We start from the raw sequence: 16203 nt of genomic DNA, 5'->3' as shown, positions 1-16203 counted from the left end.
CATGATCCAGTTGCTCAAGGTCACCAAGACCTATGGCCAGCGCCAGGCCGTGGCCGGTCTTTCGCTGGACATCGGGCCGGGCGAGTTCGTGGTGCTGATCGGCCCCTCGGGGTCGGGCAAGTCCACGACACTGCGGCTGATCAACCGGCTGGTGGAGTTCGACACGGGCAGCCTGCGTTTCGCGGGCCAGGACATCCGCTCGTTTGCGCCCGAGGCGCTGCGCCGGCGCATGGGGTACGCCATCCAGTCTGTCGGCCTGTTCCCGCACTGGACGGTGGAGAAGAACATCGCCACCGTGCCGCGCCTGCTGGGCTGGCCGGCCGCGCGCACCGCGGCTCGGGTGCACGAGTTGCTGGAACTGCTGCAGCTGGACCCGGCGCAGTTTGCGCGGCGCTATCCGCACGAACTCTCGGGTGGGCAGCAGCAGCGCGTGGGGGTGGCGCGGGCGCTGGCGGCCGACCCCGAGGTGCTGCTGATGGACGAGCCCTTCGGTGCGCTCGACCCGGTCACTCGGTTGGCCCTGCAGCAGGAACTCAAGCGCATCCACACCCTCTCGGGAAAGACCATCGTGCTGGTCACCCACGACATCGACGAGGCCCTGTACCTGGGCGGCCGCATCGTGCTGTTCCGCGAGGGCCGTGTGGTGCAGGACGGCAGCCCGCTGGCGCTGCTCACGCGCCCGGCCGACGGCTTCGTGAGCGACTTCCTGGGGCGTTCGGAACTGGGTCTCAAACGCCTGGGGCTGGGCACCGTGGCGGACCGGCTGCGCCCGGGTGAGCCGGCCGGTGGCGACCCGGTGCGCAGCGATGCGAACCTGCGCGAGGCGCTGTCGGCCTTCTTCGTCCAGGGGCGCGAGAGCCTGCCGGTGGTGGACGCCCAGGGCCGGCCCGCGGGCGCGCTGCACCTGGTCGACCTGCTGGCTGCCCACCCGGCCAGCCCACCGGCCGCGGCGGCGGGCGAGGGCGCATGAGCGGGGCGTCCGAGCCCGCCGCCGGCTGGCGCGCCTGGCGGGTGTCGCTGGCGCTGGTGCTGGGCCTGGTGTTGCTGACCCTGTGCCTGGACCGGCTGGAGCCGCTGTTCCACGCCTTGTTTCCGTCGCTCGACCGCCCGATGTACCGGCAGGAGACCTTTGCCGGTCTGCTGCTGGCCCATCTGCGCCTGGTGCTGCTGTCGAGCGGCACGGCGCTGGTGGTGGCACTGGCGGCGGGCATCTGGGTCACGCGCGAAAGCGGGCGCGAATACCGCAGCCTGGTCGAGTCCCTGGTGTCGATGGGGCAGACCTTTCCGCCGGTGGCCGTGCTGGCGCTGGCGGTGCCGCTGATCGGTTTTGGCGAACAGCCGGCCTACGTGGCGCTGGCGCTGTACGGCCTGCTGCCGATGCTGCAGGGCGTGGTCGCCGGGCTGGACGCCACGCCCGAGGCGGCAATGGACGCCGCAAGGGGACTGGGCCTGAGTGCATGGCAGGCCTTCTGGTCGGTCGAGCTGCCGCTGGCCGCGCCCATCGTGCTGGCGGGCATCCGCACCTCGGTCACCATCAACATCGGCACCGCGGCCATCGCCGCCACGGTGGGGGCACAGAACCTGGGCTCGCCCATCATCATCGGCCTGAGCGGCTTCAACACCGCCTACGTGCTGCAAGGCGCGCTGCTGACCGGCTGGCTGGCCATCACGGTGGATGCGCTGTTCGAGCAGCTCGCGCGCCTGTCGCAGCGCTGGAAGGCTGCGCGGGCCTGACTCGGCATCCGCGGAAAGTCCGTGAGCGCGCCGCCAGGGCTGCACCTGTTGCGACCTGTTTGATACAGTGTCGTGAGCTTGTTCACAATAATGGGGGAAGCAGGGATAAATTTGCGACAAAGTCTTTGTTCATGCCTTCCGACAGCACGTCGTTTCCCTTGACCCTGCCCCTCACCGAGGAGGGAGAACTGCCTGCCGGATGGACCGCTGCCAGCCGACTCATGCTCGGTGTGCTGCTGCTGTTCGGTCTGCTGGCGCTGTATCTGCAGGCGTCGCGCTGGGCCAGCGGACCGGACAGTCCGGCCCGCCTGTCGCTGTACAGCGACGCCACCGGCAAGGCGGGAATCGAAGGCATCACTGCCTTGCCGCCCGGCGCTTTCGACCCGGTGGCGGCCCAGGTGTCTCTGGGCCTGTCCCCGGACGTTCGGTGGTTCCGGGTGGAGGCGCCACCACAAGCCCAGGGGGCGCGTGTGCTGGTGGTCCAGCCGAGCTATCTGGACGATGTGCGCATCTACCTGCGCGACCCCGTTGAACCGGCGGGCTGGCGCCTCTACCAGCAAGGCGACCTGTTTCCGTTTTCCCAGCGACCGCGCGGCGACCTGGGCTTTTCGGTCGAGCACGGTTTTGCCGCCAGCGAGGTCGCCTATGTCCGCGTGCAGACCCGCCATGCCCACAACGTCCGCATCCGGCTGCTGGACCCCCGGGCTGCGGGCAGCGAAAACGCCCGCACCCTGGTCGTGATGGGCCTGTATTGCGGGGCCGTGCTCCTGCTGGCGTTGGCCTCTGCGCTGCTGGCCGTGATGCACCGCGATCCCTACTGGGCGGCCAATGCCCTGTTTCAGCTGTCGACCCTGGGGGCGATGGCGTTCTATTTCGGGCTGGGAAGCCAGTTTCTTCTGCCGGACAGTCCCGGCTGGGCCAGCCAGTTGTCGCTCTGGCTCGGGTTTGTCCAGTTTTTCTTCGGCGCCCTGTTCTACCGGCTGTTCTTCCGCCAGTTCGGCGTTCCCCGCTGGCTGCTGGTCCTGCTGTCCTCGCTGCTGCTGTTCCTTCCGGCGCAGGCGCTCGTGTTGCTCACCGGGCAGCTGGATGTCGCGCACCGGCTCAACGAGCTCCTCCATCCGCTGGCGATCGTGATCTGTGTGCTCTGCGTGGCGCTGGTCCGCTGCGACGATGCGTTCCTGCTGAGCCTGTTGCGGCTCAATGCGGTCGGCATCGGCACCTATCTGGTGCTGACCTACGCCACCGAAAAGGGGTGGCTGGAGCCCGGATACCTGGATCTGTACCCCGGCGTCACGATCCACCTGCTCACCGTCGTCGTGCTGCATCTGGCGCTGGTCCGCCGGGGGGAGCTGCTTTCCATCGAGCGGCATTCCGTGCAGCGGAAACTGGCGCTTGCCCACCAGCAGGTGCAGTTTGAGCGCCGGCAGCGCACGGAGGATGGCCGGTTTCTGGGCATGTTGCTGCACGAGCTGCGCTCGCCGCTGGCTGTGATCTCGGTGGCGCAGAGTGCGCTGGAGCGCCGGCTTCCCGGATGGGGCGCCCTGCAGGACGCCACCAGCCGCGACCTTCACCGCATCGGTCAGTCGGTGGGGCAGATGCGCGATGTGCTGCAGCAGGTGCAGGCGGTGACCGAACTCGAGCACCGCACCGGGGCGGTCACGGCCGATGTGCCGGCCCACGAGGTGTGCGACCTGGACGACCTGCTGGCGCTGCTGGCCCGGCGCTGGCAGGGCGAGACCCGGTTGCGGGCGGAGTGGGCGCCACCCCGGGCGGCGGACGGGGCTCCCCGGCGGGTGGCGGGTGCCGTCTCGCTGATCGAGATGATGGTCCGCAACCTGCTGGACAACGCGCTGAAGTACTCGCCGCCGGGGTCGGTGGTCCGGTGTCACGGCCTGTTCAGGACCGAGCCCCGGTCCGGCGTGGACCTGCTGGTCATCGTGGTGGCCAACGACGCCGGGCCGGTCGGCGTGCCGGACCCGGACAAGGTGTTCAAGAAGTACTACCGGGCGCCGAATGCACATCAGTATTCGGGGTCTGGTCTGGGGCTGTACTGGGTGCGGGGCGTCGCCCGCTCTCTGGGCGGCGACGTGCGCTTCGTGGCGGAAGCGCCCACGGTGTGCTTCGAACTCGAATTGCCGCTTCTACCCGAGTGAGGTTGCTGATGTGGGATGTGCTGGTCTGTGAGGATTTCACCAACCTGCGGGAGGCGCTGGTGGACTTCCTGGAAGAAAGCGGGCGCTGGAACGTGCGCGCCGTGGCCGACGGGCAGGCGCTGCGGCAGCAACTGGTCAACCGCCTGCCCGATGTGCTGCTGCTCGATGTGGGCCTGCCCCACGAGTCGGGGGTGGACATTGCCGGCTGGCTTCGGGCCACCCACCCGGACATCGGCATCGTGCTGCTGTCGGGGCGCGGTGCACCGCCCGACCGCCTGGCAGGCTGGCGGGCCGGGGCCGACGCCTATCTGATCAAACCGGCCGAGATGGAAGAGGTGGAGCTGGTGCTGCGGTCGGTGGTGCAGCGCGCCAGGGCCGCGGCCACGCCGTCGGCGCCGGGCTCCGTCTCGTTCAGCCGCCAGCACGGCATGCTGACCGGGTTGAACGGCCAGGTGCAGAAGCTGACATCCCGCGAAGGTGCCTTGCTGCACGTGCTGGCCATGTCGCCGGGGGTGCTGGTGGAGGTGGAAACCCTGCGCACGCTGCTCTGGACCGAAGACGTGAAGGACGTGGATTTCCACAACGCCCTGTTCTCGCTGGTGCGCCGCCTGCGCCGCAAGCTCGAACTCTGCGATCTGCCGCCCGGGGCCATCGCGGTGATGCGCGGGCGGGGCTATCGCTTCACCGTCAACCTGCTCCTGCTGCCCTGATTTCCCGTCCGCAGCGTGCGCGAATGCGCACTTTCCCGGGATAACTCGCCAATGCCGTCACTTGTATCTGAACGTGACAGATTGTGACAGTTTCTAAGGAGCTGTAGTTCATAAGCTGCAAACACCGTATCAATGTCACGGAGTAGCTTATGAAATATGGTTTTCGTCGCCCCCTCACCCTCAGCGGTCGGCAAAAGCAGTCGGGTTTTACCCTGGTTGAGCTGGCGGTGGTGCTCGCCGTGATCGGTTTGATCATCGGTGCCATGGCCATCGGCAAGGACGTTCAGCGCAACGCCGAATACACCAAGATCCATCACAAGTTCATTGAGCAGTGGGAGCAGGCGTACAACCAGTACTACTTGCGCACCGGCGTGGTGGTGGGGGACAGCCAGACATCTCCGCGGCTGATGGTCAATGGCGCTGGTTTCGCGGCCGGTGCGGGCAATCCGATTTCTGGTGGCAACATGACTGCCGCCGCTCCGCCTGCGCGGGCCTGTGACAAAGCCGACGGCGCCAACATGGCGGCCCGTGCTGCGGCCACGACGACAGACCTGCGGACCATGATGACCCAGACCGGTATCCGCATGCCGCCGGGCCGTGCCGAGGGTTTCGAGGACCGTTACGTCTACCTCGACAGCAACGGCAACCCGCAGGAAGTGCAGGTGTGCTTCCAGTGGAACAACCCGACCGAAGCAGCTGGTTCGGGCAACGTGATGATCATTTCCGGCCTGACCCCGGATCTGGCCCGCATGCTGGACCAGATCGTCGATGGCAAGCCGGATGCACAGGAAGGCCGCTTCCGCCGCCAGGGTGTGGCCAACGGGGTCGCCAACGGTCCTGGCGTTCAGTGGGACCGCACCAACGACGACTCGATCGCTACGGCGACTGCCGCCGCAGGGGACAACCGCAGGTTCGATGAAGACCAAGTGACCACCATGGTGGCCGTCTTCAAGATGAACCAGTGACGCTACCGCCATTCCTCCGGAGATCCAGATCATGAAGAGTTCCCAGTTCTCTCGCCGCGCCAGCCAGGGCGGCTTCACCCTGATCGAACTGGCGCTGGTGCTGGCCGTGATCGGCCTGATCATCGGCGCCATCGCCATCGGCAAGGACGTGCAGCGCAACGCCGAGTACACCAAGGTCGAGCACAAGTTCCTCGAACAGTGGAAGATGACTTACGACCAGTACTACCAGCGCACCGGGACGGTGGTGGGCGACTGCCAGCAGGCACCGACTTACATCGTGAATGGCTCGGAGACCTCCATCGGTGGCTCCAATGCCTGTCAGCGCCCCGGCCGCCAAGCGGTGGCTGGCATTCCGAACAGCTTCTCCAACACCGGATTGAAGATCTGCGAAGGGCAGGGTTACGCCGCAGGCCAGACCGGTGACGGCGACGCGGTACTGGCGGTCCAGGGCTTGCGTGACCTGATGACCCGACACGGCGTGCGCATGCCGCCGGGCCGTGGCGAAGGGCATGAGGACCGCTATGTCTACCAGGACACCAATGGCAACACCACCGAGGCGCAGGTCTGCTTCCAGTGGAACCCCTCCGGCACAGCCAGCGGCGCCGGCAACGTGATGGTGATCCGCGGTCTGACGCCCGATCTGGCGCGCTACCTGGACCAGGTCATTGACGGCAAGCCCGACTCGCGCGAAGGCCGCTTCCGCATCCAGGGTCGCGCCGCTCACGCCCAGTCCACGGACGCCAACGCGCCCGGTACCGCCTGGGAGGCCAACAACACGGTGGCCAGCAACATCGGCGGTAGCAACCAGTCTGGAAATGACAGCACCGCCATCGGCGCCAACAACCCCACCGGCGCTACGGCCACCGGCCGCCAGTACGACGAAGACCGGGTGACCCTGGTCACGGCCCACTGGACGATGGATCAGTGATGGACGGGTCGCGACGCCTGCGTCTCATCGGTCTGGCGATCGTCACCGGCCTGATGGCGCTGGCCACCTGGTTTGCGCTGCAGGCCGTGGGGCGCCTGGGACAGGTCCAGTCCCAGGCGGCACTGGCACGCGCCGAGCTGACCCAGTTGCGGGGCCTGCTGCCCGCGATCGAGCAGCACGAGCGCTACGCCAGAGACGGTGAAGACATCAAGGTCATGATCGGCCAGGCCGGCTTCGATCCGGCCCGCTGGGCCAACCGCAAGCTCCAGCGCGCGGCGGCCCTGCTGCCGCGCAAGGAGGCCGAAACCTTGCTGGTGCAGCAGATCGGTGCCAACGGCGCCCAGTGGTTTGCTGCGGACTACTTCGACGTGTCGGTGGCCTCCGCCGGCGCCGGTCTGTTCACGCCGGCCGCGCCGGACGACCGGGGCTTCAACGTCGAGATGGCCGGTGTCCTCTACTTTCCCTTGGTGGGCAAATGAACGCTGAGCAGATCCTCCTGGTCACCTCGCAGGGCTGGTCCTGCCTTGCGCAGGGCGAGCTGCGTCCGGTGGCGCCCTGGCCCGACCTCAAGGGCTCCGCGATCGTGGTGGTCGATTTCGCCGATTCCCAGGTCGGCGTCCAGTCGTCCAAGGGCAAGCCGGAATATGCCGCCGCCCAGATCGAGAAGGCGGTGCGCGCCGAGGGCGCGGTCGAAGGGCCCCTGAAGGTCTTCGTCCACCAGCAGGTGCGCCACACCGACAGCAGCCAGTCGCTCTACACCGCGGTGGCCCTGGAGGACTGGCAGCAGTTCGAGACCTGGGCTTCGCGCCAGCCCGACCACTGCCTGATCGTGCCCGCGGTGGCGCTGCTGGCCGGCGCCGGGGTGGGCGACAAGATCCGGCTGCTGCGGATCGGGCAGAACCTGCACGCCTATGCCGAGTCGGACAACCGCCTGCATTTCGCGACCGCCGCCGCCCTGGGCAGCGACGCGACCGATTTCGTGGCGCCGGTCCGCACCGTGCTGGCCCAGTTGCGGGCCAGTGGCTGGAAGGGTTCCAGCGAGCTGCGCTGGGGCACCGCGCTGGCGGACGACCTGGCCGCCGAGCAGGATCTGGTGGCGCAACTGGCCGCGCTCGGCGCCGCCGACGCCAAGCTGCTCGCCCACGCGTCTTACCGCGCCGGCACCGGCAAGGCGGTCTCGGCCATTCCGGGTCTGCTGGACGGACTGGATGCCCGTTTTCTCGCGGCCTCGTTCCTGGAACGGCTGGCCTGGCTGAGCGAGCGCTATGTGATGCCGCTGATGGCGCTGGTCGCGGTCGTCACGCTGGGGCTGGGGGGCTTTGCCCTCTACGCCGAGCAGATGATCGCCCGCGAGCGCCAGGGCATCGACTCCCTGCAGGGCGAAATGAAGCAGTTGCGTGCGCGGGTCGACAAGGTCACCGCGACGCAGGCGGCCTCGGTCGAAGGGGGCGATCTGGCGTTCGCCCGGCAGCTCGGTTTTGCGGCCACCCACGACCCGATCCGCATGCTGACCACGGTGCGCCGCGCCGCCGGCAGCACGGTGCGGGTGCAACGGGTGCAGCTGGCCAAGATCGACCAGTCGTCCAAAGCGCGGTTCCGCGTCGACGGCGTGGTGGCCAACGGCTCCAGCGCCGAGCTCAGCCGCTTCCTCGGCGAGTTGCGCGCGCAGGGCTGGCAGGCCGAGTCCACGGCGCCCAGCGACGGCACGGCAGGTGCGTTCGCCTATTTCCTTCGTCCTTTGGCCCCCGGCGGGAAGAGCTGACCGTGAGGCCGGCGGTGGAGGTAACCCCGTCGCCGGCCGAACTTCCATGCGGCTTCCGTCCGCGTTTTGACACACCAAGCACCCGATGAAATACGTTGCCCTGACCCTCAGCCTCGTCGCCTCCGTGCTGCTTCTGCTGGCGGTCGGCGCGATCGGCCACCGCATCGGCGCGGAGCGGCGGGCACCCGCCCCGATCCAGATGTCTCTGCCGCCGCTGTCGCCGCAGGATGTGGCCGATCAGGGAGAGCTCAAGAGCTCGCTGCAGGCCCTGCTGGACTCGGCCGCCCGCCGGCCGGCCGGCCTGATGGCCGCGAGCGTCAACCCCGGCATCCGCCCGATCGACAGCTTCGACAGCCTGTTTGCCCTGCCACCCGACAGCAAGCCGGCCAACGGCCCGGTGCGCGTGGCCCATGTGCGCACGCCGCTGAACGCCATTCCCCTGCCCAAGGTCAGCGTGGTGGTCGAAGGCACCGAGCGCAAGGCCATCGTGAACGGTAACCTGGTGAAGGTGGGTGATCCGGTCGGCGAAGGTCTGGTGGTCAGCGCGATCCAGGTCGGCACGGTGACCTTTGCCTATGGCAAGGAAGAGCTGCAGGTGGCGGTGCCTCTGGAGCGTTTGCGCGTGCTGGGCGCTTTCCCCTCGCGGGCGAAAGGCAACTGATGAACAAGGGCGTGCTCGCCGGTGGCGTCGTGGGCGTCGTCGTGCTGGCTTTCCTGGGCGGTTACTGGCTGGCGAACCCGGCGTCCGACCGCGCCACCTCCGCCGATGCGGGCCGGGTGTCCGGGAGCGCTGCGCCGGCCGCCGGTGCCGGTCTGGCGTCGCCTTCGAAACCAGCCGCCGGAGCCGACGGTTCGTCGCCTGCCGCCGGCTCCCCCCAGGCCCCGTGGCTGAACCCGCCGGCCGCTGGCACCGCGGCGCCGTCTGCCGCCGGCAGTGGCGCGCCGGTGAGCGCCATGTCGCGCGAAGAACGCCGCCAGGTGCGCGAGCAGGTGCGCAAGAAGCTCGCCGAGCTGCAGGCCAAGGGGCCGAACGTGTCGATTGCCGAGGTGCAGTCGCTGATGGACGAGGTCGAGGCGCTGGGGCGGGGCGTCTTCGATCCGCGCTACTTCCAGACCATGCGCCAGATGCTGGAGCAGTCCGCGCGGGTGCAGGCGCTGGGCAAGGAGTTGCAGTCGGTGGCCTCCAGCTCGGCCCCGAAGGACGTGGCGCGCCGCCAGCAGATCCTGGCCGAGATGCGCAACCTGAGCGACCAGATCAGCCAGGGTTCGATCGCCCTGCAGTCGTACGCCAACGCCACGCTGGCGAAGACGGCCAAGCAGCCATGAGCACCCGGCCGTTCGTTTCCTCCTCCACCGGGACCGCACGGCGCAGCCGCGGCTTCTCGTTGCTGGAGGTCACGATCGTGCTGGTGATTGCCGGCCTGCTCAGCTGGGCCTCGTTCACCGCCTACCAGACCGTGTCCGAGCAGCAGGAGCGTGAGCGGGCGCTGTCGCTGGCCCGCCAGATGCAGGGCAGCCTTCGGGCCTTTGCCATGCGGCACGGGCGCCTGCCCTGTCCGGATGGCGGTGCCACGGCCACCGGCTACGAATCGCTGACCGCCGGCGTCTGCACGGCGGGGCAGGCGGTGGGCTGGTTTCCGTACGTGGCGATGGACATGGAGGTGCCGCAGGAAGCCCTGCGCGCGCGCTACGCGGTGTCCCGCGCCGCCAACGCCACGGTGGCGCAGGACGCCGACCTCGCGGTGGTGAAAGAGCGCACCGGAGACGCCAGCGGGGACCGCAGCTTCCAGGACATCAACGACCTGATCGTGGCGCTGGGCAACAGCGCCGGGCTGGCGTTCTCGGCCTCGCGGGCCTACCTCACCGGCGACGCCGGCGCGGCCGGCGCGATCGACTGCGGCAGCAACCGGGTGATGAACGTGGCCTATTGGCTGGTCATCCCGCTGAACGACCGCAGCGGCGACGGCCAGCGCCTGGACCCGCCGCACACCCTGAACAGCCCCTGCGTCACCAGCCCCAATGCACCGGTCCGTGCCGATGCCGACGACGTCGTGCTCGCCGAGTCGCCCACCCAGCTCGCCGGCTGGCTCAAGAAGAGCATGCCCTGACCGGGGCGGTCCGGTCCCCGATTTTTCCTGAAACCACCACTGCCATGCACAAGATCCAAATGCCCTTCCAAACGACCGTAATGGCAAAGGCTGCAGCCGTTTTGTCGGCTGTGCTGCTGTCGGCTTGTGTGGCACCGCCGCCGCAAAGCGCTAAGAACCTGAGCGATCCGGACATGGAGTCGCTCAAGCGCATGCAGGAAGTGGCGCAGGCCGAGTCGCGCAAGCTGCTGGATCAGCAACAGCGCCTGCTGGCGGAACTGCGCAAGGCCGGCACGCCCAAGCCGGTGGAGCCGGCGGCACCGCAGTACGACCCGCTGGAAGGCAAGACCATCAGCGTGGCGATTTCCAACGGCACCATCAGCCAGATCCTGACGGCGTTCTCCGACGCGGCCAAGGTCAACCTGATCGTCGAGCCGGCGGTGGTCCAGCAGGGCGCGCTCACCGACATGTTCCTCAAGGACGTCTCGCTGCGCGAGGCCTTCAACGAACTGCTGCGCAGCTACGACGTGTCCGGCGAAATCCGCAACCAGACCATGCGGATCAAGCTGCACGAAGAGAAGTTCTTCGCGCTGAACTTCCTGAACGTCAACTCGCAGATGTCGCTGAACTCGGGCGGCAACGTGTTCGGCTCCAACTCCAGCACGGGCAGCTCGGCGATCTCCGGCAGCCTGTCGATGACGGCCTCGTCCACGCAGCGGACCGATCCGTACACCGAAATCGAAGGCAACCTGCGCACCATCCTCGGCGAGAACAAGCCGGCCAACGAAACGCCCGCACCGATGGCGGTCACCGCCGGCTCCGGCGGCGCCGCCGGGCGCACGGCGCCGGAGCCGGCCCAGGTCGTGCAGCCCAACCAGAACCAGGCCTTCACCCTCAACCGCACCTCGGGCACCCTGTTCGTCAAGGCGCGTCCCTCGCAGATGCGCTCGGTGGAAAAGCTGATCAAGCAGACCCAGGACATGCTGACCAAGCAGGTCTACATCGAGGCCCAGCTGATCGACGTCCAGCTCGGCGACGGCTACCAGCTTGGCGTGGACTGGACCCAGCTGCGCAACCGGCTGGCGATCAACTTCGGCGTCGACTCGCTCACCTTCAGCGGTGGTTCTGCCAATTTGAACGGGCCGAACGGTGTCAATGTCAACTACCCGGGCACCGCGGTCACCATTCCTTCGCGTGTGCTGGGGTCGACCACGGGCCTGGCGGCCGGTGCGCTCGGCTATGTGGACAAGGACGGCTCGGCCGTCATCAACGCGCTGCGCAACTTCGGCAACCTGCGGATCCTCTCCAACCCCAACATCCAGGTGCGCAACGGCACGCCGGCCATGCTCTCGGTCGGCACCAGCCTGAAATATGTCTCGCGCTCCAGCTCGGCCCAGAACAACATCGGTGGTGGCGCGACCACGACCTCTTCGGAGGTCCAGACCGACTCGGTGTTTTCCGGCGTGATGGTCGGCGTGCTGCCGATGATGCGCGACGACGGCAAGATCGAGCTGCTGATCAACCCGGTGCAGAGCGACGTCGATCCCAAGAGCCTGGCCCTGGTGCAGGTCAACCAGTACAACAGCGTCAGCCTGCCGCAGGTGGCGTACAAGGGCCTGACCACCACGCTCAACGTCTCGGACGGCGACGTGGTCGTGATCGGCGGCCTGATCGACCAGAAGTCGTCGGGCTCCAACAGCGGGGTGCCGTTCCTGGCCGATGTGCCGGTGTTCGGCAAGCTGGTGTCCCAGGAAGGCGACAGCCGCTCCGCGCGTGAGCTGATCGTCGTGCTGCGTGTCCGTCTCCTATGAGTCTGATTTATCAGGCCCTGAAACAGAACGAACAGCAGGCGCCCGTCGCTGCGGCGGTGGGCGCCCCGATGGCGGCTGCGCCGCCCGTGGTGGCCGCGTCCGTGCCCACCGCGGCCGGCTGGATGCGCCGCTCGATGTTGCTGGGTGTTCTGCTGCTGGGCGCGGGGGTGCTGGCCGGCCTGTTGCTGGGCCAGCGCACGTCTTCGGGAGCGGCAGCCTCTGCCGCGGCTCCTGCCGCTCCCGCGGCACCCGCTCCGCAGGCGGCGGCCCTGGTCGAACCACCGCCCTTGCCCAAGGCGGCGCCCGTGGTGGCCGCGCCGCAGGCCGTGGCCATGCCCGACGTGCCGGCCGCGAAGCCGCAGGCCGCGGCGCTGCCCAGGGCCGAGCCGCCCCTGCCCACGGTCGGCCCCCGCCTGACCCTCTCGACCACCCTGGCGGCGCCGACACCCGCGCCCACGCCAGCACCTGCGCCTGCACCTGCACCTGCACCTGCACCTGCACCGAAGGCCGCCCCGGCGGCCGAGGCCCGTCCGGCCAGCGTGGAGGTGTCGGTCCGTTCCGTGACCACCGTGCCAGAGCCAGCCGCCACCGCCGGCATGGACGTGTCCGAGCTGTTCGACGGGCTCAACCGGGCGCTGGAAACCAGGGACGAAGCCACCGCGGCGCGCCACCTCCAGGCGATCCGGGTGCGGCTGTCCGAGAGCTCGCTGGCGCGCTTGCGGGCCGAAGGCTGGTACGCCTTCCGGACCGGCGATTTCGACAAGGCGCAGCGGTTCTACCGGCGCCTGCTCGAGAAGCTGCCCGGCGATGAAAACGCCAGCCTGGCGCTGGCGTCGATCGAGCGGCAGGAGCAGCGCCCCGAACTGGCGCGGGAGATCCTGAGCAAGTCGCTCAAGGCCAATCCGGGCTCCACCGTGCTGCGTACCGCGCTGGACCAGAGCCCGAGCGAGGCCAGCCGATGAACGCCCGCAACAGCCACCTGGCGACGCTCGGACTGGTCCGCAACCCGTTCCCCTACACGCCCGACGCCGGCTGCTATTTCACGACGCCGCACCTGGACGAACAGGTGGTCGAGATCGAGCACTGCATCCTCGCGCGCAAGGGCTTCTGCCTGCTCACCGCCGAGGTGGGCATGGGCAAGAGCACGCTGGTGCGGCGCCTCATGGCCGATCTGGCGCCCAAGAACGTGGTGTCGGCCCTGGTGTTCAACACCTTCCTGCAGGGCACCGAGCTGCTGGCTGCGGTGCTGCACGACTTCGGCCTGGAGAGCACCGGCAACATGGCGACCGACATCGCCACGCTCAACAGCTTCCTGCTGGAGAACCACCGCCAGGGCAAGACCTGCCTGCTCATCGTCGACGATGCGCAGAACCTGACCGAAGACTCGCTGGAGCTGATCCGCCTGCTGTGCAACCTGGAGACGGACCAGGAGAAGCTGCTGCAGATCCTGCTGGCCGGCCAGCCCGAGCTGGAAGACACGCTGGCGCGGCACAACCTGCGCCAGCTGCGCAGCCGGGTGGTCAAGCACGCGCGGCTGTTCGGCCTCCACAGCACCGAGATCGCCGACTACATCCGTTTCCGCTTCGAGTCCTCGGGCAGCGACGGCTCGCTGCTGCTGGCGACCGACGCCTGCCAGATCCTGCTGCAGGAGACGGCCGGGGTGCCGCGGCAGATCCACCTGGTCATGGACCGCTGCCTGTACGGGCTGGCGGCCCGCCATGCCCGCGTGATCGATGCGGCGCTGATGAAACAGGCCATCGAGGACAGCCGGGTGTCGCTGGGGTCGCAGGTGCTGGCGCCGCCGGTGCGGCCGGCGGCCACCGCAACCCGGTCCACGCCCTCGCCGGTGGCGGTCGCCCTGGCGATGGCCGTGGTGGTGGCCGCGATCGGGGTCGCCTGGTACCAGTCGTCGGTGCCGGTGCAGGCGGCCGAAGCCCCCACGGCCCGGGTGGCCGGCACGGCGCCCCTGGCCGCGGCGTTGCCGGTGCCCCCGGCGCAAGACCAGTCCCCGCCCTCCTGTGCGCTGACCGACAGCTCCGGGCTGCCGGCGCAGACGGTGCACGAACAGCCGCTGCCCGAACTGGCGTTCCGCCTGCTGGGCGCGCGGCTGGCGCGCCAGGACGGCGTCTGCCTGACGGGCCATGACGGCCAGCACCGCCTGCGCTGGCAGGCGACGGCCGCGAACCTGGATCTCAAGGACCGGCCGACGGCGGCGCGGACACAGATCGCCCTGTCGCACTACGGCAGCCTGCCGGCGACCGACGTGGACGGCCTCTGGGGCGAACGCAGCCGCGACGCGCTGCAGCGTTTCCAGGCGGGCATCGGCCTGGCGCCGACCGGCGAGATCGACGCATTGAGCGCACTGATTTTGGAGAAGTTCTATGTACAAGCACAGTGACGGCGCCGATGCCGCCACGGGAGTGGGCCGTCGCAGCCTGAGCGAGATGCTGGTGTCCAGCGGTCTGGTCAGCCAGGTGGTGATCGACTACGCGCGCCAGAAGCAGGCGGTCGAAGGCCAGATGCTCGGCCGCATGCTGGTCGAGCTGGGGTTCCTCAGCGCCAAGGACCTGGCCCGCCAGCTGGGCATCCAGCGCAACATCGAGTTCCGCTCGGTGCCCGCGATCGATGCCGATGTGGCCGCCGCGTTCAACCGCAGCCTGTGCCTGTCGCACAACTTCCTGCCGATCGGGCGCGAGGGCGACAAGCTGCGCGTGCTGCTGGGCGACGCCGAGCCCGAGGCGGTGGCCGCGATCGTGCAGCGCCGGGTCGGCCAGGAAGCGGTGTTCTGGCAGGGCGACTTCTTTGCGGTGGTCGATGCGATCCACCAGCACTACTATTTCCAGGAAAACCCGGTCGAGAAGCTGATCGACATCGAGATCCGGCGGCTGGCCGACGACCGCGACCACGCGTTCAGCCCGGAGCGCCTGATGGAGCTGATCCTGCACACGGCGGTGCGCGAGCGCGCGACCGACGTGCACCTGGCGCCCACGGCCAACAGCCGCACGGTGCTGATGCGGGTCGACGGCGTGCTGCGCCCGATGTTCGCGATGCCGCCCTCGCTGGACCGGCTGGTCGCCTTCATCAAGCTCAAGGCCGACATGGACGCCAGCGAGCAGCGCCTGCCGCAGGACGGCAGCTTCACCATCAGCCTGATGGACGCGGCCTACACGATCCGCGTCTCGACCATGATTTCCGAGTTCGGCGAGCGCATGGCCCTGCGCCTGCTGGCCGAGCGCAGCGACCTCGACCGCCTGCAGGACCTGGGCTTCCTCGACGAAGACGTGGCCGAAATGGAGCGCTCGTTCTCGCGCCCGCACGGCCTGATCCTCATCACCGGCCCGACCGGTTCGGGCAAGAGCACGACGCTGCACGCCGCCTTGCGGGTGCAGCCGCTGGTGGAGCGCAACGTGCTGACGGTCGAGGACCCGGTCGAGTACCGCGTGCCGGTGGCCTGCCAGACAGAAGTCAACCGCCGCGCCGGCTACGACTTCGCCAGCGCGATGCGCCACTTCCTGCGCCACGACCCGGACATCATCCTGGTCGGCGAAGTGCGGGACGCCGAGACCGCGCGGGCGGCGCTGGACGCTTCCTCGACCGGCCACCTGGTGCTGTCGACACTGCACGTCGGCGGCATCTTCGGCGTCGTGCCCCGGCTGCGCCTGCTGGGCGTGGACGCCGAGACCGTGGCCGAGAACCTGGTCGCGGTGATCAACCAGCGCCTGGTGCGTTGCATCTGTCCGCACTGCAAGACGCAGCGGCCCGCCACCGACGAGGAGCGCCGCTGGCTGGGCGAGGGCGTCGACCAGGTGTTCCACGGCGCGGGCTGCACGCACTGCCGCGGCACCGGCTACCGCGGGCGCGTGCCGGTCTACGAAATCCTCACGGTGCGCCGCGAGATGGCCGACGCCATCGTGGCGGAGGCCTCGCGTTCCCGGCTGCGTGAGCTGGCCGAAGCGGGCGGGCTCAAGCCCATGGAGCGCCTGGCCCGCCGGCGCGTGCTGGCCGGTGAAACCACGATGGATGAAATCCGTCGCGCCATCGGACTGGACTGAC

At 68.9% G+C, this 16203-nt stretch carries 15 protein-coding genes; all 15 read left to right on the top strand.

Annotated elements, in window-relative coordinates; all coding sequences use genetic code 11:
- Position 1 precedes the first annotated feature (1 nt).
- Entirely contained in the window at positions 2-970 is a 969-nt protein-coding gene (locus tag ACS5NL_RS10795) for an ABC transporter ATP-binding protein (protein WP_439353794.1), read from the top strand.
- The gene (locus tag ACS5NL_RS10790; RefSeq protein WP_439353793.1) at positions 967-1734 is read left to right on the top strand and encodes an ABC transporter permease; all 768 of its coding nucleotides are present in this window, start codon (positions 967-969) and stop codon (positions 1732-1734) included. The genes ACS5NL_RS10795 and ACS5NL_RS10790 overlap by 4 nt, the downstream gene beginning before the upstream one ends.
- A 158-nt stretch (positions 1735-1892) precedes the next feature.
- A complete protein-coding gene (locus ACS5NL_RS10785) occupies positions 1893-3887 on the top strand; it encodes a sensor histidine kinase (protein WP_439353792.1) in 1995 nt (664 codons plus the stop codon).
- Between the two features lie 8 nt (positions 3888-3895).
- Positions 3896-4597, top strand: a complete 702-nt coding sequence (locus ACS5NL_RS10780) for a response regulator transcription factor (protein ID WP_439353791.1) — start codon at positions 3896-3898, stop codon at positions 4595-4597.
- A gap of 149 nt (positions 4598-4746) precedes the next feature.
- Positions 4747-5562 (top strand): type II secretion system protein, encoded by an 816-nt coding sequence (locus ACS5NL_RS10775; RefSeq protein WP_439353790.1) that lies wholly within the window; start codon positions 4747-4749, stop codon positions 5560-5562.
- Positions 5563-5593: 31 nt separating this feature from the next.
- Positions 5594-6490, top strand: coding sequence for a type II secretion system protein (locus ACS5NL_RS10770; RefSeq protein WP_439353789.1), 897 nt, complete (start codon positions 5594-5596; stop codon positions 6488-6490).
- Positions 6490-6969, top strand: a complete 480-nt coding sequence (locus tag ACS5NL_RS10765; protein WP_439353788.1) for a hypothetical protein — start codon at positions 6490-6492, stop codon at positions 6967-6969. Before ACS5NL_RS10770 ends, ACS5NL_RS10765 begins: the two co-directional genes overlap by 1 nt.
- Positions 6966-8252: a hypothetical protein gene (locus ACS5NL_RS10760; RefSeq protein WP_439353787.1), complete on the top strand. Its 1287-nt coding sequence runs from the start codon at positions 6966-6968 to the stop codon at positions 8250-8252. Before ACS5NL_RS10765 ends, ACS5NL_RS10760 begins: the two co-directional genes overlap by 4 nt.
- An 85-nt stretch (positions 8253-8337) precedes the next feature.
- Entirely contained in the window at positions 8338-8913 is a 576-nt protein-coding gene (locus ACS5NL_RS10755) for a hypothetical protein (protein WP_439353786.1), read from the top strand.
- A complete protein-coding gene (locus tag ACS5NL_RS10750; RefSeq protein ID WP_439353785.1) occupies positions 8913-9578 on the top strand; it encodes a hypothetical protein in 666 nt (221 codons plus the stop codon). The genes ACS5NL_RS10755 and ACS5NL_RS10750 overlap by 1 nt, the downstream gene beginning before the upstream one ends.
- A complete protein-coding gene (locus ACS5NL_RS10745; protein ID WP_439353784.1) occupies positions 9575-10360 on the top strand; it encodes a type II secretion system protein in 786 nt (261 codons plus the stop codon). The genes ACS5NL_RS10750 and ACS5NL_RS10745 overlap by 4 nt, the downstream gene beginning before the upstream one ends.
- An 80-nt stretch (positions 10361-10440) precedes the next feature.
- Entirely contained in the window at positions 10441-12150 is a 1710-nt protein-coding gene (mshL, locus tag ACS5NL_RS10740) for a pilus (MSHA type) biogenesis protein MshL (RefSeq protein WP_439353783.1), read from the top strand.
- Positions 12147-13112 (top strand): tetratricopeptide repeat protein, encoded by a 966-nt coding sequence (locus tag ACS5NL_RS10735; RefSeq protein ID WP_439353782.1) that lies wholly within the window; start codon positions 12147-12149, stop codon positions 13110-13112. The genes mshL and ACS5NL_RS10735 overlap by 4 nt, the downstream gene beginning before the upstream one ends.
- Positions 13109-14548 (top strand): ExeA family protein, encoded by a 1440-nt coding sequence (locus ACS5NL_RS10730; protein ID WP_439353781.1) that lies wholly within the window; start codon positions 13109-13111, stop codon positions 14546-14548. The genes ACS5NL_RS10735 and ACS5NL_RS10730 overlap by 4 nt, the downstream gene beginning before the upstream one ends.
- Positions 14532-16202, top strand: a complete 1671-nt coding sequence (locus ACS5NL_RS10725; protein WP_439353780.1) for a GspE/PulE family protein — start codon at positions 14532-14534, stop codon at positions 16200-16202. Before ACS5NL_RS10730 ends, ACS5NL_RS10725 begins: the two co-directional genes overlap by 17 nt.
- Position 16203: the final 1 nt, after the last annotated feature.

The sequence above is a fragment of the Hydrogenophaga sedimenti genome (assembly GCF_051857515.1).
GTDB lineage: Bacteria > Pseudomonadota > Gammaproteobacteria > Burkholderiales > Burkholderiaceae_C > Hydrogenophaga.
The sequence above is the reverse complement of the archived record's forward strand: the minus strand, read 5'-3'. Positions and strand labels throughout refer to the sequence as shown.